Annotated in this window: 27 protein-coding genes and 3 tRNA genes; 14 read left to right on the top strand and 16 right to left on the bottom strand. The window is 69.3% G+C overall.

Features of this window, described 5'->3' with window-relative positions; all coding sequences use genetic code 11:
* Positions 1–95: 95 nt before the first annotated feature.
* A complete protein-coding gene (locus BM424_RS25585; RefSeq protein WP_093423045.1) occupies positions 96–1,607 on the top strand; it encodes a M28 family metallopeptidase in 1,512 nt (503 codons plus the stop codon).
* 117 nt (positions 1,608–1,724) lie between these two features.
* Here BM424_RS25585 and BM424_RS28580 read toward each other — a convergent pair whose 3' ends face one another.
* The 3 genes from BM424_RS28580 to BM424_RS25575 all read right to left on the bottom strand — a co-directional run bounded on the left by BM424_RS28580 (position 1,725) and on the right by BM424_RS25575 (position 3,152).
* Positions 1,725–1,913, bottom strand: a complete 189-nt coding sequence (locus tag BM424_RS28580) for a hypothetical protein (RefSeq protein ID WP_139274162.1) — start codon at positions 1,911–1,913, stop codon at positions 1,725–1,727.
* A gap of 81 nt (positions 1,914–1,994) precedes the next feature.
* Entirely contained in the window at positions 1,995–2,213 is a 219-nt protein-coding gene (locus BM424_RS25580; RefSeq protein ID WP_093423043.1) for a helix-turn-helix domain-containing protein, read from the bottom strand.
* Between the two features lie 51 nt (positions 2,214–2,264).
* Positions 2,265–3,152 carry an LLM class F420-dependent oxidoreductase gene (locus BM424_RS25575; protein ID WP_093423041.1) on the bottom strand — a complete coding sequence of 296 codons (888 nt, stop codon included), beginning with the start codon at positions 3,150–3,152 and terminating at the stop codon, positions 2,265–2,267.
* Between the two features lie 107 nt (positions 3,153–3,259).
* Between BM424_RS25575 and BM424_RS25570 the strand changes: the two genes are divergently transcribed.
* A complete protein-coding gene (locus BM424_RS25570) occupies positions 3,260–4,033 on the top strand; it encodes a sporulation protein (RefSeq protein ID WP_093423038.1) in 774 nt (257 codons plus the stop codon).
* Between the two features lie 961 nt (positions 4,034–4,994).
* Here BM424_RS25570 and BM424_RS25565 read toward each other — a convergent pair.
* From BM424_RS25565 to BM424_RS25550, 4 genes are all read right to left on the bottom strand, one after another.
* Entirely contained in the window at positions 4,995–5,375 is a 381-nt protein-coding gene (locus BM424_RS25565) for a YunG family protein (protein ID WP_093423035.1), read from the bottom strand.
* 35 nt (positions 5,376–5,410) lie between these two features.
* Positions 5,411–6,694, bottom strand: coding sequence for an MFS transporter (locus BM424_RS25560; RefSeq protein WP_245776124.1), 1,284 nt, complete (start codon positions 6,692–6,694; stop codon positions 5,411–5,413).
* A gap of 5 nt (positions 6,695–6,699) precedes the next feature.
* On the bottom strand, positions 6,700–6,954 hold the full coding sequence (locus tag BM424_RS25555; protein ID WP_093423033.1) for a GntR family transcriptional regulator: 255 nt from the start codon (positions 6,952–6,954) through the stop codon (positions 6,700–6,702).
* A 141-nt stretch (positions 6,955–7,095) separates the two neighbouring features.
* The gene (locus tag BM424_RS25550) at positions 7,096–7,278 is read right to left on the bottom strand and encodes a MerR family DNA-binding transcriptional regulator (RefSeq protein WP_093423030.1); all 183 of its coding nucleotides are present in this window, start codon (positions 7,276–7,278) and stop codon (positions 7,096–7,098) included.
* Between the two features lie 122 nt (positions 7,279–7,400).
* Here BM424_RS25550 and BM424_RS25545 point away from each other — a divergent pair, with 122 nt between their 5' ends.
* On the top strand, positions 7,401–7,628 hold the full coding sequence (locus tag BM424_RS25545) for a hypothetical protein (RefSeq protein WP_093423028.1): 228 nt from the start codon (positions 7,401–7,403) through the stop codon (positions 7,626–7,628).
* Positions 7,629–7,741: 113 nt separating this feature from the next.
* Here BM424_RS25545 and BM424_RS25540 read toward each other — a convergent pair.
* Together BM424_RS25540 and BM424_RS25535 are read right to left on the bottom strand one after the other, a co-directional pair.
* A tRNA-Ser gene (locus BM424_RS25540) sits at positions 7,742–7,826 on the bottom strand.
* A gap of 51 nt (positions 7,827–7,877) precedes the next feature.
* Complete coding sequence (locus BM424_RS25535; protein WP_093423182.1) at positions 7,878–8,306, bottom strand: MarR family winged helix-turn-helix transcriptional regulator; 429 nt, start codon at positions 8,304–8,306, stop codon at positions 7,878–7,880.
* A 167-nt stretch (positions 8,307–8,473) separates the two neighbouring features.
* Here BM424_RS25535 and BM424_RS25530 point away from each other — a divergent pair, with 167 nt between their 5' ends.
* From BM424_RS25530 to BM424_RS25515, 4 genes are all read left to right on the top strand, one after another.
* Positions 8,474–9,445: an ABC transporter ATP-binding protein gene (locus BM424_RS25530; RefSeq protein WP_093423025.1), complete on the top strand. Its 972-nt coding sequence runs from the start codon at positions 8,474–8,476 to the stop codon at positions 9,443–9,445.
* Complete coding sequence (locus BM424_RS25525) at positions 9,442–10,212, top strand: ABC transporter permease (RefSeq protein ID WP_093423023.1); 771 nt, start codon at positions 9,442–9,444, stop codon at positions 10,210–10,212. Before BM424_RS25530 ends, BM424_RS25525 begins: the two co-directional genes overlap by 4 nt.
* 264 nt (positions 10,213–10,476) lie before the next feature.
* The gene (locus BM424_RS25520) at positions 10,477–11,277 is read left to right on the top strand and encodes a L,D-transpeptidase family protein (protein ID WP_093423020.1); all 801 of its coding nucleotides are present in this window, start codon (positions 10,477–10,479) and stop codon (positions 11,275–11,277) included.
* A gap of 50 nt (positions 11,278–11,327) precedes the next feature.
* Entirely contained in the window at positions 11,328–11,708 is a 381-nt protein-coding gene (locus BM424_RS25515; protein WP_139274161.1) for a hypothetical protein, read from the top strand.
* Between the two features lie 232 nt (positions 11,709–11,940).
* Here BM424_RS25515 and hisC read toward each other — a convergent pair whose 3' ends face one another.
* Positions 11,941–12,990 carry a histidinol-phosphate transaminase gene (hisC, locus tag BM424_RS25510; RefSeq protein ID WP_093423018.1) on the bottom strand — a complete coding sequence of 350 codons (1,050 nt, stop codon included), beginning with the start codon at positions 12,988–12,990 and terminating at the stop codon, positions 11,941–11,943.
* A 351-nt stretch (positions 12,991–13,341) separates the two neighbouring features.
* On the opposite strand from hisC, the gene BM424_RS25505 reads away from it, so the two are divergent.
* From BM424_RS25505 to BM424_RS25490, 4 genes are all read left to right on the top strand, one after another.
* Positions 13,342–14,028 (top strand): dienelactone hydrolase family protein, encoded by a 687-nt coding sequence (locus tag BM424_RS25505; protein ID WP_093423015.1) that lies wholly within the window; start codon positions 13,342–13,344, stop codon positions 14,026–14,028.
* A gap of 66 nt (positions 14,029–14,094) precedes the next feature.
* Complete coding sequence (locus tag BM424_RS25500) at positions 14,095–16,071, top strand: acetoacetate--CoA ligase (protein ID WP_093423013.1); 1,977 nt, start codon at positions 14,095–14,097, stop codon at positions 16,069–16,071.
* A gap of 79 nt (positions 16,072–16,150) precedes the next feature.
* Positions 16,151–16,240, top strand: a tRNA-Ser gene (locus BM424_RS25495).
* 40 nt (positions 16,241–16,280) lie between these two features.
* Positions 16,281–16,353 (top strand) — tRNA-Arg (locus BM424_RS25490).
* 378 nt (positions 16,354–16,731) lie between these two features.
* On the opposite strand, the gene BM424_RS25485 is transcribed toward BM424_RS25490, so the two are convergent.
* On the bottom strand, positions 16,732–17,121 hold the full coding sequence (locus BM424_RS25485; RefSeq protein WP_245776123.1) for a hypothetical protein: 390 nt from the start codon (positions 17,119–17,121) through the stop codon (positions 16,732–16,734).
* 155 nt (positions 17,122–17,276) lie between these two features.
* Here BM424_RS25485 and BM424_RS25480 point away from each other — a divergent pair, with 155 nt between their 5' ends.
* The gene (locus BM424_RS25480) at positions 17,277–18,740 is read left to right on the top strand and encodes a catalase (protein WP_093423008.1); all 1,464 of its coding nucleotides are present in this window, start codon (positions 17,277–17,279) and stop codon (positions 18,738–18,740) included.
* 66 nt (positions 18,741–18,806) lie between these two features.
* Here the strand turns inward: BM424_RS25480 and BM424_RS25475 are convergent, their stop codons facing one another.
* Entirely contained in the window at positions 18,807–19,001 is a 195-nt protein-coding gene (locus BM424_RS25475) for a hypothetical protein (protein WP_245776122.1), read from the bottom strand.
* 98 nt (positions 19,002–19,099) lie between these two features.
* Positions 19,100–20,356, bottom strand: coding sequence for an MFS transporter (locus BM424_RS25470; protein WP_093423002.1), 1,257 nt, complete (start codon positions 20,354–20,356; stop codon positions 19,100–19,102).
* A 43-nt stretch (positions 20,357–20,399) separates the two neighbouring features.
* Here BM424_RS25470 and BM424_RS25465 point away from each other — a divergent pair, with 43 nt between their 5' ends.
* Positions 20,400–21,398, top strand: a complete 999-nt coding sequence (locus tag BM424_RS25465) for a GlxA family transcriptional regulator (RefSeq protein ID WP_093422999.1) — start codon at positions 20,400–20,402, stop codon at positions 21,396–21,398.
* A 70-nt stretch (positions 21,399–21,468) separates the two neighbouring features.
* On the opposite strand, the gene BM424_RS25460 is transcribed toward BM424_RS25465, so the two are convergent.
* From BM424_RS25460 to BM424_RS25450, 3 genes are all read right to left on the bottom strand, one after another.
* Positions 21,469–21,672 (bottom strand): hypothetical protein, encoded by a 204-nt coding sequence (locus BM424_RS25460; RefSeq protein WP_093422997.1) that lies wholly within the window; start codon positions 21,670–21,672, stop codon positions 21,469–21,471.
* Between the two features lie 390 nt (positions 21,673–22,062).
* Positions 22,063–23,244 (bottom strand): cytochrome P450, encoded by a 1,182-nt coding sequence (locus BM424_RS25455; RefSeq protein ID WP_093422994.1) that lies wholly within the window; start codon positions 23,242–23,244, stop codon positions 22,063–22,065.
* Positions 23,245–23,270: 26 nt separating this feature from the next.
* Positions 23,271–23,954 carry a TetR/AcrR family transcriptional regulator gene (locus BM424_RS25450; protein WP_093422991.1) on the bottom strand — a complete coding sequence of 228 codons (684 nt, stop codon included), beginning with the start codon at positions 23,952–23,954 and terminating at the stop codon, positions 23,271–23,273.
* Between the two features lie 201 nt (positions 23,955–24,155).
* On the opposite strand from BM424_RS25450, the gene BM424_RS25445 reads away from it, so the two are divergent.
* Positions 24,156–24,353, top strand: a complete 198-nt coding sequence (locus BM424_RS25445) for an antitoxin (protein WP_093422989.1) — start codon at positions 24,156–24,158, stop codon at positions 24,351–24,353.
* Positions 24,354–24,467 lie beyond the last annotated feature (114 nt).

Raw genomic sequence — 24,467 nt, 5'->3', positions numbered from 1 at the left:
GGGAAAAACGGGAAACATTCCCACTTCTGAACTCGTTCGGGTTTCGCTTGACTGGGAGCCTCATTCACCCATTCCACTCAAAACGGGGGAGCAGGATGAGTTCGCGAACCATCACACCCAGACGCACCGCGGCGGCGCTGGCCGCCACCTGCGCGGCCGCGCTGGTCGCCATCGCCCCGGCCTCGGCCGCCCCCGCGGGACTCGGTGACCGGGTCACCGGCGACGCGGTGAACCGACACCTGGTCGCGTTGCAGCGCATCGCCGACCTCAACGACGGCAACCGCGCCTCCGGGCTGCCCGGCTACGAGGCGAGCGTCGACTACGTGGCGGGCAAGCTGCGCGGCGCGGGTTTCGACGTGACCACGCCGGAGTTCACCTACGACGCCTTCTACCTGGACTCCTTCAGCCTCGCGGTCGCCGGTCAGCCCACCGAGGGCGACGCGCTGGAGTACTCCCCGGCCACCCCGCAGGGCGGCATCACCGCGCCGCTGTCGGTCGCCGCCGTCGACGACACGCCGGGCTGCGAGGCCACCGACTTCGGTCCCGACGTGGCGGGCTCGGTCGCGCTGATCCAGCGCGGCTCCTGCACCTTCGCCGAGAAGCAGCAGGTCGCGGCCGACGCGGGCGCCGTGGGTGTGATCATCTACAACAACGTCGAGGGCCCGCTCAACGGCACGCTCGGCGACCCCGCCGATGCGCGCATCCCCAGCGCCGGCACGTCCATGCAGGTCGGGCAGGCCCTGGCCGGGCAGGCGGGCGCCGAGGTGAAGCTGGACGTCCAGTCGCGGCTGGAGACCGTCACCACCCGCAACGTCGTCGCCCAGACCCGCACCGGCCGCCCGGACAACGTCGTGATGGCCGGCGCGCACCTCGACAGCGTGCCGGAGGGACCGGGCATCAACGACAACGGCAGCGGCAGCGCCGGGCTGCTGGAGACCGCGCTGCGCATGGGCGGCAGCCCGCAGTCGGAGAACGCGGTCCGCTTCGCCTGGTGGGGCGCGGAGGAGTCCGGCCTGGTCGGCTCCACGAAGTACGTGCAGAGCCTGACCTTCGAGCAGCAGCTCGACATCGCCCTGTACCTGAACTTCGACATGATCGGTTCGCCGAACGCCGCCTACCTCGCCTACGACGGCGACGACTCCGACGGCGTCGGCTCGGGACCGGGACCGCAGGGCTCGGGGCAGATCGAGCAGGACCTGACCGCGGCGATGGCCGCGCAGGGCGTGGAGCTGGAGGGCACCGACTTCGACGGGCGCTCCGACTACGGCGAGTTCATCGCCAACGGCATCCCGGCGGGCGGCCTGTTCACCGGCGCCGAGGAGGTCAAGACCGAGGCCCAGGCGGCCAAGTGGGGCGGCACCGCGGGCGTCGCGTTCGACCCGAACTACCACCAGCCCGGCGATCACCTCGGCAACATCGACCACGTCGCGCTGGAGCGCAACGCCAAGGGCCTGGCCAACGTGATCGAGGCGTACTCGCACAGCACCGAGGCCGTCAACGGGATGCAGACCCGCGAGCAGCGGGCGGCGCTGCGCCAGTCCCAGCTGAGCACGTTCGCCGAGCACGCTCGGGGAACGGCCGTTCCGCACGGCCACAACGCGATCTGACGGGGGCAGGTGCGAAGCGGGGTGCGGATCCGTCCGCGCCCCGCTTCCGCTGTTCCGCGCGGGCGGAGGAGCCTCGCCGCGTCCTGATGTCGGCGAGACCGCACCCGGCGGGGGTGCTCAGGCGCCGACGGTCTCCGCGTCGGCGCGCTCGCCCGCCAGCAGCGCCACCCGGTAGTGGGCCAGCGACTTGTTGAGGCGGTCGCGGGCCAGCTTCGCCTGTTCGTCGTCGACCCCGATCCCGAGGTGCGCGCACACGGCGGCGCCGGTGGGCTTCGGCCGGGCCTTCACGTCCTGTGTCTCATCCACGGACACCATGCTCGCAGCCCCGGGCCGACATCGTTCCCCGAGGCCGCCGTCCAGCCGGTGAACCCACCGCGACCAGCGGGTTCACGCCTGGACGACGACGCCCATGGCTTCGAGGAACCGGAGCGCCAGCGGCTTGGCCGGGACGATCCGGTGGGCCTCGAAGCGCGCCACGTCGGACTCGGCGACGCCGGCCGACGCGGCGAGCCTCGCGTGGTCCCAGCCCAGCTCCTGGCGCGTGAGGAGCACCAGCCGGACCAGGTCTTCGGTGTCGTGGGGGTGTTCTTGCTCGGTTCCACTCACGCGCCGACCCTAACCACCCAAGATCACCGGTCCGTCACCCTGACGTCAGGCTCACAGATCGAGCGCCGGCGCGAGCTCGCGCAAGGCGGGCAGCGGGTCGTCGGCGGGACCGTCCCCGAGAACCTGGATGACCACGTGATCGGCACCGGCGTCGAAGTGCCGCCGCACGTGCGCGGCGATCGACTCGGCGTCGCCGATGGCCACCAGGTGCTCGGCGAGCTTGTCCGAACCGCCGATGACGAGGTCGGACTCGTCGAAGCCCTGCCGCAGCCAGGAGTTCCGGTAGTTCGGCAGCTGCGAGTACATGTGCAGGTGCTGGTGGGCCCGCCGCAGCCCGACCTCCCGGTCGGTGGTCAGCGCGACGGCCTGCTCGCTGACGACCCACTTGTCCGGGCCGAGCAGCTCGCGGGTGCTCGCGGTCTGCTCCGGGGTGATCAGGTAGGGGTGCGCGCCGTCGGCGACGGTGCCCGACAGCTCGATCATCTTGGGGCCGAGGGCGGCCAGCAGCCGGGTGGGCCGCGGCGCCCCGGGCTCGATCTCGGCGGGCAGCTCGTCCATCCGCCGCAGGTAGTCGCGCATGGTCGCCAGCGGCTTGCGGTAGGTCCCCGCGTTCCCCTCGACCAGGGGGCCGTGGCTGACGCCGAGCCCGAGCACGAACCGGCCGGGGTGCAGCGCGCTGAGCGTGCGCCCGCCGGACTCGGCGGCCGTCGCGTCACGCGCGTGGATGTTGGCGATGCCGGTGCCGACCACGAGCCGCTCGGTGGCGCCCAGCAGCGCCGAGGCCTGCGTCAGCGAGTCCTTGCCGAACGCTTCTCCGTAGAACAGCGACCCGTACCGGAGCGATTCCAACTCCTTCGCCCGGGCCTGCACGTCTTGGATCGGCCAGGCGTCGCTGGTCCACCACACACCTACACGGGACTGGAAATCGATCTGAGCCATGTCCCGACGCTATACCCGCGAGACGCGCTTCGCGGGTTGCTGAGAAGGGGCTGAAATCTTCGGCGTTCGGGGTCCGCGCGCGACGCGTGGGCGCGAGACTGGGGCGCATGTTCAAGAAGCTTTTGGCGGCGGTCGGCGTGGGCGGCGCCGACGTGGAGACCGAGCTGCACACCCCGGGCGTCCAGCCGGGAGGTCAAGTGCAGGGCGTCGTCCGGCTGCGCGGCGGCGAGGTCCCGCAGCGGCTGGACGGCGTGTCGGTCGAGTTCGTGACCCGCGTGGAGCGCGAGACCGACGACGGCGAGACCGAGTCCAAGCGCGCGTTCGGGCAGCAGCGGGTCGGCGAGGGCGTCGAGCTGCAGCCCGGTCAGGTCGTGGAGCTGCCGTTCCAGGCGGTCGTGCCGCTGGAAACGCCGATCACCTTCTACGCCGGCCGCCACCTGCCGGGCGGCGAGGTCGCGGTCCGCACCCGCCTGGAGATCAGCGGCGCCGTGGACGCCACCGACACCGATCCGATCGGCGTGGGCGCGCTCCCGGCCCAGCACGTACTGCTGGAGGCGGTCGAGCGGCTCGGCTTCCACCTGCACCGCGTCGACTGCGAGGCCGGGCACCTGCGCGGAACCCGCCAGACGCTGCCGTTCTACCAGGAGATCGAGTTCCACGGCTCCCCGAACTACCCGCGCCTCAAGCAGCTGGAGGTCACCTTCATCGCGGGCCACGACGGCCTCGACGCGGTCATCGAGGGCGACAAGAAGGCGGGCCTGCTCACCAGCGGCCGCGACCTCACCAACGTCCTCAACATCGACTACGCCGCCATCGACCAGGTCGACTGGCAGGCGGAACTCCACAACCACCTCACCCGAATGAACACCGGCTGGCTCTGACCCGGCCCCACGGGACGTCCGACGGTGGCGCAGTTTTCATGAAAACCGCCCCCAAACCAACTCCCCCACAAGGACAAACCCGAGGTCACCCCTGAGGAGAGGGGACAGTTCTCATGAAAACTGTCCCCTCCCCACGAACAAGACGTGACCCCCGGAAGCGGAGACGTCCCCCTGGCAGGTGCGTCGGCAGAGTCGGACTCGAACGTCACCAGGGGACAGTTTTAGCCATAACTATCCGGACATTTCGGGGTCGGAGGGCGACAGTTATGACTAAGGATACGTTTCAAAAGGAACGTGACCAAGGCGACCCAATCTTTAGTAGAGGTGACCCGCTACGGGTACGTTTCGATAGGCCGTGGCAATTTCTTCTGAAATTGGCAGACCCCACAACGCGAGAAAACCCCAAGACGAAGCCAATTTCTGGAGAAATTGCCACTCCGCACGCAAGCAGCTCGACCCCGCGAAGCGCTCCCGAGGAACCCCGTGGGGGTGGTGACAGTTTTCATGAAAACTGTCCAACCCCACTGGGGCCCTCTGTGGGGAGAACTTCCAACCCTCGAGGCGTCTGAGCTGGGGTTTTGGGGTTCCGTCGTGTGGGTGGAGTGACAGTTTTCATGAAAACTGTCCCGACCTCCACGGGGTCGTCTTGGGAGCGCTCCGCGGGGTACTTCGGGTGCGTACGGAGGGGCAATTTCGTCCGAAATTGGCTTCGTTTCGTGGTTTCCTCGCGTTGTGCGGTCTGCCAATTTCAAACGAAATTTCCCCTGCCTTTCGAAACGTATCCGTAGTGGGGCGCGTCTACCAAAGCTTGGGTCGCCTCGGTCGCGTTCGTTTCGAAACGTACCCGTAGTGGGTCGCCTCTACTGAAGCTTGGGTCGTCTTGGTCGCGTTCCTCTTGAAACGTCTGTGCCGGTACTGGTGCCCAGTCATGAAACTGCGATCACGCAGTGACCGTGCGGATCTAACCCCCGAGCCGCTCGCGGACTCTCCGGCGGAGGAGCTCGTACTCCGCGTCCGTGCGGGTCTTGCCCGTGGGGCGGGGGACCTGGGCGCCTTCGCCGACGAGTTCGTCGGGGGCGAACTGCTCGCGGGTCAGGTCCACTTCCAGGCCGTCGCCGAAGCGGTTCCACCAGTGGTAGTCGACGTGCTCGCCGTCGCGGTGGACGGGCCCGCACATGAGTTCCCCGCCGAAGAAGTCGTGCAGCACGAGCGCCGTGGTGCCGCACTGGCCGCGAGCGGGGTTGCCGGGATGCCAGTCCGGAACGTCCTCCGGCGCGCAGGTGTCCGCACCCCACGAATCCCGAATCGCCCGTTCCACGTCGAGCAGTGACCAGAAGATCATGCCCGGCACCTTGCCAAGCCCCACCGACATCCCGGTCAGGCCGTCACCGAGGAGGCCGGTGCGTCCTCCAGCGGGAGGTCTCGGGTGTGGCGCAGCGGTGAGGTGAGCAGCCAGGCGGAGGACAGCAGGACGCCGATGGCCGCGATCCACAGGGTCGTGCGCATCCCGAGGTGGGTGCCGCTGATGCCGCCGAGCAGGGCGCCGAACGGGGCGGTGGCGCGGAGCATGAACCGCATCGTGGCGTTCATCCGGCCCAGCAGGTGGTCGGGGCACAGCATCTGGCGGAAGCTGACCTCCACGACGTTCAGCGAGATGAGGCAGAACCCGCTGATCACGCCGCCGATCGCGTACCACGCGACCTGCACGCCGGGTCCGGTCAGCGGCACCAGCAGCATCCCGGCACCGAGCCCGACGATCGCCACGAGCATCAACCGCGCCTGCCCGATCCGACGCGCCAGGGCGTTCGTGGTCAGCGCCGCCGCCACCGCCCCGAGCGGGCCGATGCTGGCGAGCAGTCCCACTTCCCCGGGCGACAGGCCGATTTCCAGCGACAGGAACGCGATCGCGATCGCGATGCTCATCGACTGGAAGAACACGACGCACGCCCCGCTGCACGCGACCGCCCGCAGGATCGGATGCCCGAAGACGAACCGCAGCCCCTCCCGGATCTCGGGCACCAGCCGGGTCCGGCTTCGCTCCCGTGGAGGTTCGGAGGTCTTGATCGAGCGCAGCCACCCGGCCGACCACAGGAAGCTCAGCGCGTTCACGACGATCGCCACCGGCGCGGTCAGGAACTGCACCAGGAACCCGCCGGCGGCAGGCCCGGTCACCTCGGCGACCGACATGTTCGCCTGCAGCTTCGCGTTGCCCTCCACCAGCTGGGACCGGTCGATCAGGCGCGGCAGGTAGGACTGGTGCGCGACGTCGAAGAACACGGTCAGCACCCCGGCCACCGCCACGACCAGGTACAGCTGCCACAACGTGAGCACCCCGAACCAGGCCGCCACCGGTAGCGACCCGAGCGCCACCGCCCGCCCCACGTCGGCGACGAGCAGCACGGGCCGGTTCCGCCACCCGTCGCACCAGGCCCCGACGGGCAACCCGACGACCAGGAACGCGGCCGTCTCCAGCACGGCCAGCAGCGACACCTGGAACGGCGAAGCCCCGAGCTCGCTGATCGCCAGCAGCGGCAACACCACGAACCCGACCCGAGACCCGATCTGACTGAGCCCATCAGCAACCCAAAGCCGCCGAAAGTCAGCACCCAGCAGGGGCTTCCGGGGCGCGAGGTCGTCGGTTCGCTTCGACAAGCCGGTCACGGGCGCTACTGCTCGGTGACGAAGGTGCCGCGTCCGTGCACCACGGTGATCGTGCCGGACTCGACCAGGGAGCTCAGCGCGCGCCGAACGGTCCCGCGCGCGACTCCGTAGAGCTCGGAGAGCTCGGCCTCGCTGGGCAGCCGGGAACCCCGCGGCAGCGCGCCCGACTCGATGTCGGCGGTGACGTCGTCGGCGACCTGCTGCCAGATGGTCTTCGCCGCGCCGTGGTCGATACGGCCGGACCGGTCTTCCCAGGACATGACACCCAGCCTGAGTACCCATGACCTGTAAGGATGAACCTCTACGTCTGTGAATGTACGTAGACGTACATAGTCGTCTATATCTGTAAGAGTGATTCGAGGCCGACTGATGGGGGTGAGACGTGGAGCTGAAATCGCGGTTCAGCTCTCGCCCTGCTGGGCTCGCAGCTGTTTGAGCACGTCTTCCCAGGTCCACCTGTGGTGGCCGCTGGGAAGGGTCAGGGACGGATTCAGCTTCCCTTCGCGGACATAGCGCGCGAGCGTGCTCGGGTTGATCCCGAGGCGCTTCGCCACTTGTCCCGAGGTCAGCAACTCGTCTGCCACGAATCCGACCGTATGTGCCCCTTCGAGTGAACACACGGCTTCTGCATCGATCGACGTGATCAAGAGCTACAATCGCGTTCAACTCGTTCACCACGATTGTCCGATTTATGAGAGTGGGGGAGATGGAGCTGGAGGTCGTGATCGTCGACGACCGGGAGTGGTTCGCCTGTCCGGTGGGCGGTCCTCACTGCGGCCGGAGCCTCGTCGACAGCGGCCGAATGGGCCTGGACGCCCTGGACTGGCACGTCCGCATCACCCACAACCTCGTCCTCCCCATCGACCAGGTCTCGGCCGGCCCCAAGCCCGCGACCCCGAAACCCGTTCCGACGCAGGAGAAGAAGGCGAGCTAGGCCCCTACCGACCGCAGGAGAAACGACGCACTGAGACGAGAACTGAGACCGAGGTGCAAACCGGCCCGGTGGGGAAGTTCCCTACCGGGCCGTGTTTGTGCTGGTCAGCGAAGCGGAAGCGGCGGGATTCGAACCCGCGGTCGGTCTCCCGACGCTCGCTTTCAAGGCGAGTGCATTCGGCCGCTCTGCCACGCTTCCACGCCGCAGCGTAGCCAACCGCGGATGATCGGCATACAGCCGGTCCGGGGTTCAGTCGAGGCTGCGGAGGTGGTCGGTGAGGCGGGTGAAGACGGCGGTGAGGGTCTTCTTCTCGTCGTCGTCGAGCAGGTCGATGATGTGCTCGCGGACGCCCTTGACGTGGGACGGGGCGGCTTCGCGGAGCTTGGCGAGGCCGTCCTCGGTGAGGACCGCGAGGACGCCTCGGCCGTCCTCCGGGCATTCCTGGCGGCGGACCAGACCTTCCTTCTCCAGCCTGCGGATCTGGTGCGACATGCGGCTCTTGGAGTGGGCGATGCCGTTGGCCAGCTCGCTCATCCGCATCTGCATGTCCGGGGCCTCCGACAGCGAGATCATGATCTCGTAGTCGGCGATCGACAGGCCGTGGGTGAGCTGCAGCTCTCTGTTGAGCCGGTGCTCCAGCAGCGCGCTGCCCACGATGTAGGCGCGCCAGGCCGTCATCTCGGTGTCGCCCAGCCACGGGGTCAGCTGCTCGGTCGCCTCGCTCACCCGTACAGGTTACCGAGGTCGGAAGCCCGGCGGGCCGAGTAGGAAACCTCCCGCCAAAAATGCGTTGCCACCCCTCCGCTCGGCGCGACTAGCATCGAGTGCCGAGCCAGGGGGGCGATGTGACGGTCGCGGTCGAGGTCCACGAGCTGGTCAAGCGGTATCCCAAGAGCCGGTCCAACGCGGTCGACGGGCTGTCCTTCCAGGTGCGCGCCGGCGAGGTCTTCGGGCTGCTCGGGCCCAACGGCGCGGGCAAGACCACCACCGTGGGCATCCTCACCACCCGCGTCGAGCCGACCGGCGGGAAGGCGGTGGTCGCCGGGGTGGACGTGGCCGCCGACCCGGTCGCCGCGCGCCGCAAGGTCGCCGTCGTGCCGCAGCGGGTCAACCTGGACCGGTCGCTGAACTCGCGGCAGAACCTCATCTGGCACGCCACCTACCACGGTGTCGCCCGCGCCGAGCGGCGTCGGCTCGCCGACGAGCTGCTGGAGCGGATGGGCCTCACCGACAAGGCCAAGGCGCGCGTCGACGACCTCTCCGGCGGTCAGGCGCAGCGGTTGATGATCGCCCGCGCGCTCATCCACAAGCCCGAGGTGCTGTTCCTCGACGAGCCCTCCACCGGGCTCGACCCGCAGGCGCGGCTGTTCGTGCACGACCGCATCGACGACCTCCGCTCTGAGGGCGTCACGGTGGTGCTGACCACCCACGACATGGACGAGGCCGAGAAGCTCTCGGACCGCGTCGGCGTCGTCGACCACGGCAGGCTGCTCACCCTGGACACCCCGGACGCGCTCATCCGCTCGCTGCCCGGCAGCGGCACCGTCGACGCCACGCTGCGCGCCGACGGCTACGAGCCGGACAAGATCTCCGGGCTGCTGTCCGAGATCCGCGGCGTCGAGCAGGTCGAGCGGATCAGCCCCGACGGCGCCGACGAGCTGCGGCTGCGGCTCTACGTCGCCTCCGAACCCGCCGGGCTGCTCGGGCCGATCGCCCAGGCCCTGCACGAGCAGCGGATCCCGGTCAACGACCTGTCGCTGGGCTCGGCGACGCTGGAGGACGTCTTCATCGACCTGACCGGCCGGGAGTTGCGATGATCTCGATCCGCGCGTTCCTCGCCGTCCTCGGCCGCGACGTGTTCGTCACCGGCCGCGAGCTGCCGAGCTTCCTGGCTCAGGTGCTGGTGCAGCCGGTGGCGCTGCTGTTCATCTTCGGCAAGGTCCTCGGCGAGCTCGGCTACACCCAGCCCGGCTACGCGCAGGTGCTGCTGCCGGGGATGATCGCGCTCAACGCGTTCCTGGTGTCGCTGCAGAACACCTCGTTCCCGCTGGTCCTGGACTTCTCCTACTCGCGGGAGATCGAGGACCGGCTGCTGGCGCCGTTGCCGATCAGCTGGGTGGCGGTGGAGAAGATGCTGTTCGGCGCGCTGCGCGGGCTGTTCGCGGCGGTGCTGATGGTGCCGCTGGGCGTGTGGATGCTCGGCCGCATCGACTGGGATCTCGGCGGCCTGCCGTTCGCGCTGCTGTGCATGGTGCTCGGGTCGGCGTCGGGTGCCGCGGTCGGCATGACGGTGGGGGCGGCGGTGCCGCCGCGGCGGATCAACATCATGTTCGCGGTGATCCTGGCGCCGCTGATGTTCACCGGCGCCACCCAGTTCCCGTGGGCGCAGCTGGATCACCTGCGCTGGTTCCAGGTGCTGTGCGCGATCAACCCGCTGACCTACGTCAGCGAGGGGATGCGGGGAGCGCTGCTGCCGGGCATCCCGCACATGGCGCCGTGGGTGTGCGTGCTGGCGCTGCTGGTCGCGATGCTGCTGTTCGGCACCTTGGGAATCCGGTTCTTCCTGCGCCGCGCACTGGACTAGCTGTCGCTGGAACGAGGGAAAAGATCCACACGATCAGGTGATCAGGTCTCAGTAACGCGGCTCGGCTGACGATGAAGAAGACCTGTTTTCGCTGATCAGAGCCCGAATGGTGGACCGTCACCCGGTCCGGGCCGCTGCGGTGGTGCGTGCACGCCCGGATAGCTTCCCGTCGGCATGTGATCACTCGGATCAGCTGCCCACCTCCGGGCGCCGCAAGGCGTTTCGGCCCGGAGGCCCACGGAGTCGACGGGCCAGGAGCCGATGATGAGCCTACGTCGCACCGCAGGAGGCACTGCACCTGCGGGCAGGTCCCTCGCGGCCGCCCTCGGCCTGGCGTGCCTCGCGCTGACCGGGTGCGCGGCCGCCGAACCCGCCGAACGGCCCGCCTACGCGATGGCCAGGGCCGACCTGGGCATGCAGGCCGACGCCACCACCTTCACCGAATTCCCCACGGCCCCGGCCGATCCCGCGCCCGAGGGGGACACCGAGGGAGTGGTGCTGCGGGTCCAGGCCGACACCGCCGTGCACTCCTCGCCCGGCGGACCTGTGTTCGCCAAGCTCCCCGCCAAGCAGCTCGACAACCCGACGTGGGTGCCGGTCATCGCCGAGCGGGGCAAGTGGGCGCAGGTCCTGCTGCCGTCCCGGCCCAACGGCGCCACCGGCTGGGTGCAGGAGGACCAGCGGATCCAGCGCGCCCGCACGCCCTACGTGGTCGACGTCGACATCGACGCGCGGCGGCTCGAGGTGCTCCGCGACGGCGCACCGATCGGGGAGTGGGTGGTCGGCGTCGGAGCGCCGGACTCGCCGACCCCGCGCGGCCGGACCTTCATCATGGCGGCGATCGAGGAGACGGTCACCAAGTTCAGCCCGATCATCCTGCCGCTGGGCACCCACTCCAACACCTTCAGCACGTACGGAGGCGGGCCGGGCACGGTCGCGCTGCACGGCTGGCCGGAACCCTCGGTGTTCGGCCAGGCCAGCAGCGACGGCTGCGTCCGCGTCCCCGACGACGCGCTGCGCCTGCTGGCAACGCTGCCACTGGGCACGCTCGTCCACCTGCGGTGACCCCGCCGATGGTGGAGTTCCCCCGAGAAACGAGGAAGAGGAAGCGATCTATGCGCAAGACGGCTTACATGGCGGGCGCTCTGGCCATGGGCACCGCGAGCATGGTCATCGGCGGTACCCAGGCCTTCGCCGACAGCACCGACAACGACGGCATCAACATCGGCAACGGCAACAACACGAGCGTGCTGCCGATCCAGCTGTGCGGCAACAACATCGCGATCCTCGGCGCGGTCGTGCCGGTCGCCTCCCCGCAGAACGTGGTGTGCGCGGCCAACGCCCCGATCGAGGACCACCCGAGCGAGCCGCCGGCCGAGGAGCCGCCGACCGAGGTCTCCCCGGGCTACGAGCCGCCGGCTTCCGACTCCGACGAGTCGCTGCCCGAGGCCCCGGCGCCCGTCGCTGTGCAGGGCCACCACGCGGTGACCGGCTGATCTTGACCCGGACGGATGGGCCGTCCACCTGAACGGGTGGATCTCCTGTCGGATCTGTAGCGGTGGGCCCGGCCCGCCACTACATTCCGGTGCTGCGTAGATCGCTACGCGTAAAAGGGTGGCCGTTTCGGCTCAAACGGCCACGACGCAGCGGTGGTGGCTGGCGAAGTACTCCCCCTCTCTTCGCCGGTCACCACCGTTGCTCTTCTCTCAAGCGGCAGAACGGCTCTCGTCAGCCGAAGGACTTCGCGGCGGCCAGGAACGCGTCGTTCTCGTCCGGCTGCCCGATCGTCACCCGAGCCCCCTCACCGGCGAAAGCCCGCACCACGACCCGGTTGTCGAGGCAGTGCTCGTTGAACGCCGCGGTGCGCTCACCCAGCGGCAGCCACACGAAGTTGGCCTGCGTCTCCGGAACCTCGTAGCCCATCGCGACCAGCTCGCGGTGCACCCGGACGCGCTCGGCGACCACGTCCGCGCAGCGGCGGCGGAGTTCGTCCTGGGCCTGCAGCGAGGCGATCGCGGCGGTCTGCGCGAGCGCGTTGACGCTGAACGGGATGGTGACCTTGCGCAGCGCCTCGGCGACCTGCACCGGTCCGATCGCGTAACCGACGCGCACGCCCGCCAGGCCGTAGGCCTTGGAGAAGGTGCGCATCGACACGACGTTGTCGCGGACGCGGGTGATCTCCACCCCGTCCGGGGCGTCGGCGTCGTCGACGAACTCGAAGTAGGCCTCGTCGAGCACCACCAGGACGTCCTCGGGCACGCGGTCCAGGAACGCCTCCAGCTCGGCCTTGCGGACCAGCGTGCCGGTGGGGTTGTTCGGCGTGCACACGAACATCAGCCGGGTGGCCGGGGTGATCGCCGCCAGCATCGCCTCGAGGTCCAGGGCGTGCTCGCCGGTCAGCGGCACCTTGACCTGCCGGGCGCCCACGACCTGCGTGATGATCGGGTAGGCCTCGAAGGAGCGCCACGGGAAGACGACCTCGTCGTCGGCGGTGCAGGTGGCCTGCACCAGCTGCTCGCACAGCGCGACCGAGCCGCAGCCGACCGCGATCCGCTCCGGCGCGACGTCGTAGTGCGCGGCCAGCGCCTCGGTCAGCGCGCCCACGCCCATGTCGGGGTAGCGGTGGACCTGGCTCGCGGCCTCGTTGATCGCCGCCACCGCGCTGGGCAGCGGTCCGGCGGAGACCTCGTTGCTGGCCAGCTTGATCGACCCGGGCACGGTTCGGCCGGCCACGTAGGGCGGCAGCTGCTCCAGGTCGGCACGGGTGCGCACGCTCATCGACTTCTCCTACCTCGATCGGACACCCAGGACGTTAACGCGACCCCACCCGCCGCCACACCACCGCTGTCCCCTTCCCGTCCCGCCCCCGATCCCGGTGCGGTGCCGATCCCGGTGCGGTGCTGGGCGGGAGAGGAGGGCTCGATGACGAGGGGTCCGGGAGGGGGACAGTTTTAGCCATAATTGTCCGGGCAAAACGGACTTTGATCATGGGTGATTATGGCTAAAACTGCCCACTGCCAACGCTCATTGTCATCGTGACGGCCCCATCGGCGTCTCTTCGGTCCCGGGTTGGTCCTTATGGATGATGGTGTTGCCCCCTGTTCACATACCTGTGGTTACCTGCCGGGCATGATCCGAACCCGTACCGAGACGATCGCGCTCACCGACGGAACGGCGCTGCGACTCACCGTCGCCGAGCCCGACAACGTGGTGCGCGGAGGCCTCGTCTTCCTGCACGAGGCGCGCGGCATCACGGAGCGGGTCCGCAAGCTCTGCGGCGCGCTGGCCGAGGAGGGCTGGCTCACCGTCGCCCCGCACCTCTACCACCGCGACGGCACCGACGAGCTCGCCGCGGGCCAGAACGAGCACGAGCAGGTCCAGAGGCTCTCCGGCGACTCGATCCTCGCCGACACCGACGCCGCGTTCCTGTGGCTGTCCGACCAGGGCGTCCCCGCCGACCGGCAGGGGATCATGGGCTTCGACATCGGCGGCTCGGCCGCGCTGGTGGTCGCCGCGAGCCGTTCGCTCGGCGCCGCGGTCAGCGTCGGCGGCACCGGCATCCTCGATCCGCTGTCGGCGAAGCTCCCGCCGCTGGTGGAGGTCGCCGGCGAGCTCGCCTGCCCGTGGCTGGGCCTCTACGGCGACGACGTGGAGACCGGCGAGGTCGACAAGCTCCGCGAGGTCACCGACGCGGCCGAGGTGGTCACCGACGTCGTCCGCTACCCGGGCGCCGGGCACCGCTTCGACGTCGACCCGGACGCCGCCGACGAGGCGTGGCGCCGCGCCCGCAACTGGTTCGACCTGCACCTTCGCTGACCTCCCTCGGTCCGGGGTGAGGTTCGCCCTGGCAGGAACGGCATCCGGTGGGTTAGGAAGTAGCCCATGACGACCGCACCGGAGCTGTTGTGGGAACCGACTCCGGAAGGCGTGGCCGCCAGCCGGATGGCCGCCTTCCGCACGTGGCTGCGCGAGCAGCGCGGGCTCGACCTGCCGGACTACCGCGCCCTGTGGGAGTGGTCGGTGGCCGACCTGCCGGGCTTCTGGTCGGCGATCGCGGAGTTCTTCGACGTCGTCTTCCACGACCGCGCCGAGCAGGTGCTGCCCGAGGAGGTCATGCCGGGCGCACGCTGGTTCCCCGGCGCCACGCTGAACTACGCCGAGCACGCGCTCCGCGACGGCGAGGGCAAGTCCGACGAGGACCTGGCGGTGGTCTTCGTCCGCGAGGACGGGCGCAGCGAGGAGATCGGCTACGGCGAGCTGCGGCACCGCGTCGCCGCCGCCCGCTCCGCGCTGGCCGAGCTGGGCGTGGGCGCCGGTGACCGGGTCGCGGCGCTGGCCCCGAACTGCCCGGAGACGCTGGTGGCGTTCCTGGCCGCCGCGAGCCTGGGCGCCACCTGGTCGTCGTGCTCCCCGGATTTCGGCGCCCGCGCGGTCGCGGACCGCTTCGTGCAGATCGAGCCGAAGGTCCTCATCGCCGTCGACGGCTACTGCTACGGCGGCCGGCGCTTCGACGTCCGCGAGACCGTCGACCAGCTGCGCGCGGAGATGCCGGGCCTGGCCGCCACGGTCCTGATCGACTACCTCGGCGAGGAGCACGGCCTGCCGGGCGCGCTGGACTGGCAGGAGCTGCTGGCCCACCACCGGGGCGCGCCGCTGGAGTTCACGCCGGTGCCGTTCGACCACCCGCTGTGGATCCTCTACTCGTCGGGCACGACGGGTCTGCCGAAGGGCATCGTGCACGGCCACGGCGGCATGGTCCTGGAGCACCTCAAGGCCATCGGCCTGCACTGCGATCTCGGCCCGGGGGACCGGTTCTTCTGGTTCACCACGACCGGCTGGATGATGTGGAACTTCCTGATCGGCGGCCTGCTGACCGGCACCACGCTGGTGCTGTTCGACGGCAGCCCGGGGCACCCGTCGCTGTCGGTGCTGTGGGAGCTGGCCGCCCGGTACCGGGTGAACTACTTCGGGACCTCGGCCCCGTTCATCCAGAGCTGCTTGAAGCAGGAGCTGCGCCCGAAGGACGAGTTCGACCTCTCGGCGCTGCGCGCGGTCGGCTCCACCGGGGCTCCGCTGACCACCGACGGCTTCCGCTGGGTGGCCGACGCGGTCGGTGCGGACGTGCAGATCGCCAGCGTCTCCGGCGGCACGGACCTGTGCACGGCGTTCGTGGGCGCGAGCCCGGACGTCCCGGTGTGGCTGGGCGAGATCTCCTGCCCGCTGCTGGGCGCCGCGGCGGCGTCCTTCGACGAGTTCGGCAAGGAGCTGCACGAGGAGGTCGGCGAGCTGGTGCTGACCAAGCCGATGCCGACGATGCCGGTGTTCTTCTGGAACGACCCGGACGGTTCCCGCCTGCGGGAGGCCTACTTCGACGAGTTCCCGGGCGTCTGGCGGCACGGCGACTGGGTCCGGATGACCGACCGGGGCTCGCTGGTGATCTACGGCCGCAGCGACTCGACCCTCAACCGCGGCGGGGTGCGGATGGGCACGGCCGAGTTCTACCGCGTCGTCGAGGGTTTCGAGCGGATCGCCGATTCCCTGGTGATCGACACCTCCGGCGCGGGCGAGACCGACGGCGAACTCCTGTGCTTCCTGGTCCTGACGGAGGGGACCGCGCTGGAGGACGTGCTCGACGACCTCAAGGCGGCCCTGCGGATCGAGCTCTCGCCGCGCCACGTCCCGAACCGCTTCCTCGTCGTCGACGAGGTCCCGCGGACGCTGAACGGCAAGAAGCTGGAGGTGCCGGTGAAGAAGATCCTCGCCGGAACCCCGCCCGAGCGGGCCGTCAGCCGCGACGCGCTGCAGAACCCGGCATCACTGGAACCGTTCGTGCAGCTCAGCGGCACCGCGAAGGAGTGATCGGCGATTAAGGGGACCCCCCGTTCGAGGCCTCCGGAGAGGTGTGTAAAGTTATCTCCGGTGGCCGCGAAGGACGCCGGGAGGCTTCGCCTAGTCTGGTCTATGGCGCCGCACTGCTAATGCGGTTGGGGGTTACGCCCCCTCCCGGGTTCAAATCCCGGAGCCTCCGCAAGGGCCCTACCCTAGGGTGGGACCCGACAATTGAACAAGCGCCCGTAGCTCAACGGATAGAGCATCTGACTACGGATCAGAAGGTTTGGGGTTCGAATCCCTACGGGCGCACGTCTGGTCGAGACAGCAGAAACCCCCTCTTGCAGGGGGTTTCTTGCTTTTCGCCTCGTCCGGCGAGCGGGTGACCGCACTTCCTGGCTTGCTGTGAGGAGTGACACGATCCCCGCGCCGTAGCGGTGGCGTCGCGTAGGGCTGATCGACATCGCACGTCGCCCGTGCGCAGGTCGGCTTTGCGGGTCCTCAGGCGCGTCTGCTCGCTGTGGTGCTCCAGTCGGGCGGCCGCAGTGAGAGCGCGTGGCGGTTCCTGAACATGACGCGGGCAGACGCGCATGTGTCGTGCTGACGTACGTACCGCTGGGTGTTTCCTGCCGCCCGCTTCCGGTGTGCTCGCCGCTCTCAGAGTGGAAATCAGCTCACTCCGACGCGGGATTACCCCCTGTTTTCGTCTAAGAGCGCCACCAAGCGGTCGCTCAGGACCACTTCGTGCGGCAGTCGCTCAAGCTCGGCGATGCTGATGTCGGCGCCCTGCTCTTGGCAACGTCGCTGGACGAACTTCCAATGGCCGGCTTCCATGTCTTCGCGCGACCATTCGCCGAAGGGCTCATCGGGGCCAACCACAGCCCGCGCGGTTTCCCTAATCACCGTCGGTGACTGACTGGACCAAGTCGCCATGCCGGCCCACCCCCGGTCGTCCAACAGCAGTATCAGTCCGCCGTCGTCGAGCTCCATATCGTGCCGAGCGGACATCGCGATCTGTCCAGGTCCGATGTTCCAATCGTCAATATCAACAAAAGTTATGAAACGGACAGGGCGAGCCATCGATCTCTCCTCCATATTCGTCGATAGGTCTACCCCTTCAGGTCGCCGGCTGCGTTTGACGGATTTCCGGGTCGGGCGTGCACTGGGTGATGGGGTGTGTCTTCCCCCGCTGACGTCCTGAACGACCCGAGCTGCCACCGGAGGGACGAAGAACGATGGTCGACCAGAATCGAAAACCCGCGACGACGACCGATGCGGGCATCCCGGTCACCAGCGATGAGCACTCCTTGACCGTCGGGCCCGACGGTCCGATCCTGCTGCAGGACAACTACCTGATCGAGCAGATGGCGCAGTTCAACCGGGAGCGCATCCCGGAGCGCCAGCCGCACGCCAAGGGCAACGGCGCGTTCGGCAAGTTCGTGGTGACCAACGACGTCAGCGCCTACACGAAGGCGGCCGTGTTCCAGCCCGGTGCCGAGACCGACGTGATGATCCGGTTCTCGACCGTGGCGGGCGAGCGCGGCAGCCCCGACACCTGGCGCGACCCGCGCGGCTTCGCGGTGAAGTTCTACACCAGCGAGGGCAACTACGACATGGTCGGCAACAACACGCCGGTCTTCTTCGTGCGGGACCCGATGAAGTTCCAGCACTTCATCCGCTCCCAGAAGCGGCGCGCCGACACCAACTCGCGCGACAAGAACATGCAGTGGGACTTCTGGACGCTCTCGCCGGAGTCGGCGCACCAGGTGACCTGGCTGATGGGTGATCGGGGCATCCCGAAGACCTGGCGGCACATGAACGGCTACTCCAGCCACACCTACATGTGGGTCAACGCCCAGGGCCAGAAGTTCTGGGTGAAGTACCACTTCAAGACCGACCAGGGCGTCGAGTGCCTGACCCAGGAGGAGGCCGACCACCTGGCCGGCGCGGACGGCGACTACCACCAGCGCGACCTCTACGAGTCGATCGAGCGGGGCGAGTACCCCAGCTGGACGCTGAAGATGCAGATCATGCCGTTCGAGGATGCCGAGACCTACCGGTTCAACCCGTTCGACCTGACCAAGGTGTGGCCGCACGGCGACTACCCGCTCATCGAGGTCGGCAAGCTCACGCTCAACCGCAACCCGACCGATCACCACACCGAGATCGAGCAGGCGGCTTTCGAGCCGAACAACCTGGTTCCCGGCATCGGCCCGAGCCCGGACAAGATGCTGCTGGCCCGGCTGTTCTCCTACGCCGACGCGCACCGGGCGCGGCTGGGCGCGAACTACAAGCAGATCCCGGTCAACTCGGCCGCCATCCCGGTGCACAGCTACAGCAAGGACGGCGTGATGCGGGTCAACAAGGTCTCCGACCCGGTGTACGCGCCGAACTCCTACGGCGGGCCGGAAGCCGACACGGCGCGCTACGGCGAGCCCGCGGGCTGGCACACCAGCGGCGAGATGGTGCACGCCGCCTACACGAAGCGCCGCGATGACGACGACTTCGGGCAGGCGGGCACGATGGTCCGCGAGGTGTTCGACGACGACGCCCGCGCCCGGCTGGTGTCCAACGTGGCCGGTCACCTGCTCGACGGCGTCACCGAACCGGTCCTGCAGCGCGCCTTCGAGTACTGGCGCAACATCGACGAGGACATCGGCAAGCGCATCGAGCGCGCCGTCACCAACGGCGGCAGCTGACCCCAACACCGAGAGCCCCTGACAGGTGACACCCGTCAGGGGCTCTCGGCTGCGATGCGGTGGTGGTCAGCCGTCGTCCTGATCCCCGCCGTCGTCCTGCTCGCCGTCCTGCTGCTGGTCGTCTTGCTGCTGGTCGCCGTCCTGCTGCTCCTGCTGGTCCTCCTGCTGCGGGGGCTGGGCGAAGTCGCACCCGGCGGTCGCGCCGAGCGCGAAGACGGCACCGGCGACGGCCGTGACGATCCGAACACTCGAATTCCGCATAACAGGACGATACGGGCGAGTCGGGAGCTCCGTCATCGACTCGCGCGCATCGGCTCCTCGCGAGCGCCCGGGGGCGGATCCACTGAAGGAGAGCGGCGTCAGCACCGCGCGCGATCCCCGGCGAGCTCGCGAGGAGCCGATCCGCGCAAGGTAGCAGGAATCCGCAGCACCAGGACCGCCGCGATCAGGCACAGCGCTCCGGCAGCGGGCCAGAGCGGCGCGTAGCCGCCCGCGACGTCCCGGACGAGGCCGCCGAGGAAGGCGAGAGCTCCGGCGCCGAGCTGGTGGGCGACGTTGATCCAGCCGAAGACGATCGGGCCGTCGGCGCCGTGGAGCCTTCGGCACAGGGCGATGATCGGCGGGACCGTGGCCACGTCGAGCAGGCCGAACACCACCACGAACGCGACCATCCCCGGCCGCACGACCGGTCCGAACAGCCAGGGCAGCAGGGCCAGCGAGACCCCGCGCAGCGCGAAGCACGCGGTCAGCAGCAGCCGCGGGTCGAGCCGGTCGGTGAGCCATCCGGAGCCGACCGTGCCCAGCACGTTGACCACGCCGACGACCGCCAGCAGCGAGGACGCGATGCCGACCGGCATCCCGTGATCGTGGGCGGCCGGGGTGAAGTGGGTCCACATGATGCCGTTCGTCGACGCCCCGCAGATCGCGAAAGCGCTCGCGAGCAGCCAGAAGGAGCCTCGGCGCAGCGGTAGGGCGCGCACCGCGCGGCTCAATGGGGCGGTCGGTGGTCGCGGGACAGGTCGCGTCGCGCCGTAGGGGAGCAGGCCGACGTCGGCGGGACTGTCCCGGAGCACCGCCCAGGCGAGCGGGGCGACCAGCAGCGCGATCCCCACCAGCGCGCCGGTCGCCGCGCGGCGGTCGAAGTCGGTCAGCAGCGCGAACACCGGCAGCAGCGCGAACTGGCCGAAGACCGTGGCGGCGGTGAGCACGCCCGACACCAGACCGCGCCGGGCCGCGAACCAGCGGTCGGCCACCAGCGCGGCGAACGTGGTCGCCAGCGCCCCGCACCCGGTTCCGACCAGCACGCCCCAACCGAGCACGAACTGCCAGGCAGCGGTCATCCACGTGGTGAGCGCGGCGCCGCACGCGATCAGCAGCAGGGCGGCGGTGACCGTCCGGCGCAGGCCGAAGCGGTCCATCGCGGCGGCGCCGAACGGGGCGGTCAGCCCGTACAGCACGAGGTTCACCGAGGCGGCCGCGCTGATCGTGCCGTGCGACCAGCCGAACTCGTGGTGCAGCGGTGTCACCAGCAGTCCCGCGGTCGTCGCGCAGGCACCGGCGCCGATGATGATCAGGGCGGTCACCGCGGCGACCCACCAGGCTCGATGGAGAGGCATGACCTCACCCTGCGAGCCGGCGACGCTCGGGAACAGTGGCCCGATGGCCAACATGTGCAAGGATCGGGCCATGTCGACTCGGGTGGCGGTGCTGGTCCGCGACGGCGTGATGCCGATGGAGCTCGGGCTGGTGCACCAGCTGTTCGGCAGCGCCCGCTCGCCTTCCGGCGAACCGCTGTACGAGGTCGTGACCTGTGCCGTCGTGCCCGGCGTGATCCGCACCGACGCGGACTTCCCGATCCACGTCGAACGCGGACCCGAGGCGCTGGACGACGCGCGCACGGTGGTGCTGCCGGCCAGCCACGAGCCGGACGAGACCGAGCTGGAAGGCCGCCTGCCCGTCGACCTGGCCGCCGCGCTCGCCCGCATCCCCGGCGACGCGCGGATCGCGTCGATCTGCACGGGTGCCTTCGTGCTGGCCGCCGCCGGGATGCTCGACGGCCGGAGGGCGACCACACACTGGAAGTCCAGCGAGCACTTCCGGAGGTTGTTCCCACAGGTCGACCTGGATCCGGACGTGCTCTACACCGACGACGGGAACGTGCTGACCTCGGCGGGGGAGGCGTCCGGCATCGACCTGTGCCTGCACCTCATCCGCCGCGACCACGGGGCGGCGGTGGCCAACGACGTCGCGCGCACCACCGTCGTCCCGCCGCACCGGGAGGGCGGTCAGGCCCAGTACATCCGCCGGCCGGTGCCGGAACCGCGGGTGTCGACGACGGGGCGGGTTCGGGAGTGGGCGTTGGAGAACTTGGGGCGGCCGCTGGTGTTGCGGGAGCTCGCGGCGCGGGAGGCGTTGAGCGTGCGGACGTTCACCAGGCGATTCCGGGAAGAAGTCGGAATTTCTCCATTGCAGTGGATTGCTCAGCAACGCGTCGAACGCGCCCGGCAACTATTGGAGGAAACAGACCTTCCGGTTGAGACAATTGCGAGCGAATGCGGATTCGGGACGTCCGCATCGCTGCGTCAGCACTTGCAGTGCGAACTCGGCGTTTCGCCGAGCGCCTACCGCGCGACGTTTCGCGGGAGCGCCGGCCGCTGAGGGGCCGGCGTGAGGTGGGAGCGTGGGTGAGGCCCCGCCGGGTTGCCGGCGGGGCCTCGGTCTGCGGTGGTCAGCCCATGATGCCCGCGTTGATCACAGAGGTGTCGGTGTCGTTGTCCTCGACGTTGGTCCACCAGTGGTTGCAGGCGAAGTGGTGGCAGGTCCCGCCGCGGGGCTGCGTCGCCGTCTCTCCGGCGGAGGCCAGGCCGGCCCCGGCGAAGGCGAGGGGGAGGATGAACGCGCCGACAACGATGGGACGAATCAGCGAGCGCATAATTGCTTTCCTTCCAATTCGGCTTACCCGTTGACATTTCTGGATCAGGCTGACCCGAAATCGGGCAATTCAAGGTGTACCTGGCGTGCCCTGAGGTCGCTGATTCGCGGACGGGGGGTTCACCGGAAAGTGTTTGCCTTGCGAACCGTCGTTTGTAGCAACTTAGTTCGCCTAGCGAATCGCTTGCTTTCGCTCGTTGTCACATTGGGTGTTGAAAACGACTTCGAAAGTGTGGTTTGGGGGTGAGATGCCTTCGCGAAAGCCGGTTCACCTCTCGCACCAGGCGTAGAGGTGTCCCCGGACGGTGACGTTCAGGATTTCCCGATCGCGCAGGCGCCCCAGCGCCCGTGCCGCGCGGACCCGCGATCCGCGCGGCACGGCGGCCGGCGTTCAGGACAGCAGCAGCGGCAGCCTGCTGACCCCGGTCATGTTGGGGCTCGGGAGGAACCGCGGGGCGTCGTCGGGATCGGTGCGCAGCCGCGGGAAGCGGTCCAGCAGGAGGTTCAGCGCGATCCGGCCCTCCAGCCGGGCCAGCGGGGCGCCGAGGCAGAAGTGGATGCCGCGGCCGAAGCCGAGCTGCGGGTTCGGGTCCCGGGTGACGTCGAAGACGTTCGGGTCGGCGAACTGCCGGGGATCGCGGTTGGCGGCGGCCACCCACAGCAGCAGCATCTGATCCGCCGGGATCCGGACACCGCCGAGCTCGGTGTCGGTCTCGGTCACCCGCGACACCGCCGCGAACGGGCTCAGGAACCGCAGCGACTCCTCGATCGCGTGCGGCACCAGCGACCGGTCCGCCCGGACCCGCTCGAACTGGTCCGGGTGCGCGTCCAGGCACAGCAGCGCGTTCCCCAGCAGCATCGTGGTCGTGATGTGCCCGGCGACCAGCAGGACCATGCCGAAGTTGGTGATCTCGGCGTCGCTGAGCCGCACCCCGTCCACCTCGGCCTCGACCAGCTTGGTCAGCAGGTCCTCGCGAGGCCGTTGCCGCCGCTCGCGGACGTGCTCGCCGAGGTAGGCGACGAGTTCGCCGACGAGCTCCATCGCCGAGTTGAAGTACTCCTCGTCCTCCGGCGAGCGCTCCTTGAGCGAGACCTTGTTGGTGGAGTTGAACATTCCGTCCACCCACCGCTTGAACCGGTCGCGGTCGCTCGCCGGCACGCCGAGCAGCTCGGCGATGACGATCACCGGCAGCGGGTAGGCCAGGTCGGCGACCAGCTCGGTCCGCTCTCCCATGCCGTCCATCAGCTCGGTGGTGAGCCCGGCGATGCGGGGTTCGAGGTCGGCCACCACCTTCGGCGTGAAGGCGTGGCTGACCAGCTTCCGCAGCTTCTGGTGGTCCGGCGGGTCCATCTGGACCAGGTTGCCCTCGGAGAACCCAGCGGCTTCCGGGACGAGTCGCTGGGTGTGCGAGGAGAACGTGGCCGGGTCGCTGAGCGCGCGCAGGATCTCCGGGTAGCCGTGGACCTCCCACATGCCGGTGCTCTCGTCGTAGCGGACCTCGCGGTCCGGCCGTTCGCCGCGCAACCAGAACTGCGCCGCGTTGATCCCCCAGGTGTCGGCCAGTGCGGTCATGTCGTACCCCCGATCGCGGCCGGGTGTCAGCCGCTGCGTGGTGGTGTGTAGATCCACTCCCGGAACTGCGCGTTGAGCTCGTCGAAGAGGTCGCCGACCTCGCTCGCCACGGTGGCCAGCGAATCGGGGTCGGGTTCGCCCGCGGGCTCGAAGGCGGCGCGGACGGTGTGCTCTAGCGCGTCCGCCTTGGCCTCGTCGGTGAGGGCGGCGAAGTCCGGGTTGATGGTGTCGGTGAGGTGGAAGCCGGTCGCGGTGGCGGTGAGCGCCAGGTACGCGTCCGGCAGGTCGTCGCGCAGCAGGCGGTGCTTGACGATCAGCTCGCGGTAGCGGTCGCGGAAGCGCTGCGCCTCTCCGTTGCGCGCGAACCGCTTGAAGTTGCCGAGGAGTTCGGTGTCCCCGGTGACCAGGGCTTTCATCAGCGGGTCGCGCACGGTGAGCAGGAAGCTGCGGCGGAAGAAGCGGTGCGGCCGCGCCTCGGCGGGGTCGGCGCGCATCGCTTCCGTCAGGTCGTTGAGCAGGCCGATCGATTCGCGCATGATCAGCGCTTCGAACAGCTCCTCCTTGGTGCGCCAGTGCAGGTAGACGGTGCCCTTGCCGACCTCGGCCCGGCGCGCGATGTCGTCGATGGTGACCTTGCGGAAGCCCATCCGGACCACGAGCTCCGCCGCCGCGTCGAGGATGCGGTCGGCTCGGTCGGTGGGCTGGGGCATGGCGCTCCTCCGTGACTTGGTGACCAGAATTGCCGATCCGGTCACGCGGTCACTTCACGGTAGACCCGCCGCACGACACGCACAAGGACTCACTCGAACAAGTTAACAATGAGGCGTTGCGCCGAGCGGGAAGAGGCGAACGGGCTTAGCTTCGCCGAGAGCGGCCGACAAGGCTTTTCACAAAGCCTGGGAAGGAGCACCATGGGCTTCGGAGACTTCAAGGACAAGCTGCAGAACCTCGGCGAAGAGCACGGCGACAAGGTCGAGCAGGGCATGGACAAGGCCGGCGAGATGGCCAAGGAGAAGTTCGGCCACGAGGAGCAGGTCGACCAGGCCGTCGAGAAGGGCAAGGGCTTCTTCGGAGGCGGAGACCAGGAGCAGCCCCCGCCCGGTCAGTGACGCGCACCGGCAACTGCGCTCCGGCCGAAGCTGGCAGCGGGACCGCGAGGAAGTCCCGACCAGTGGTCGCAGCGCACCATAGAAGAGGTCGCCCCCACGCACAGGGCGACCTCT

The organism is Saccharopolyspora flava (assembly GCF_900116135.1).
Classification (GTDB): domain Bacteria; phylum Actinomycetota; class Actinomycetes; order Mycobacteriales; family Pseudonocardiaceae; genus Saccharopolyspora; species Saccharopolyspora flava.
The sequence above is the reverse complement of the archived record's forward strand: the minus strand, read 5'-3'. Positions and strand labels throughout refer to the sequence as shown.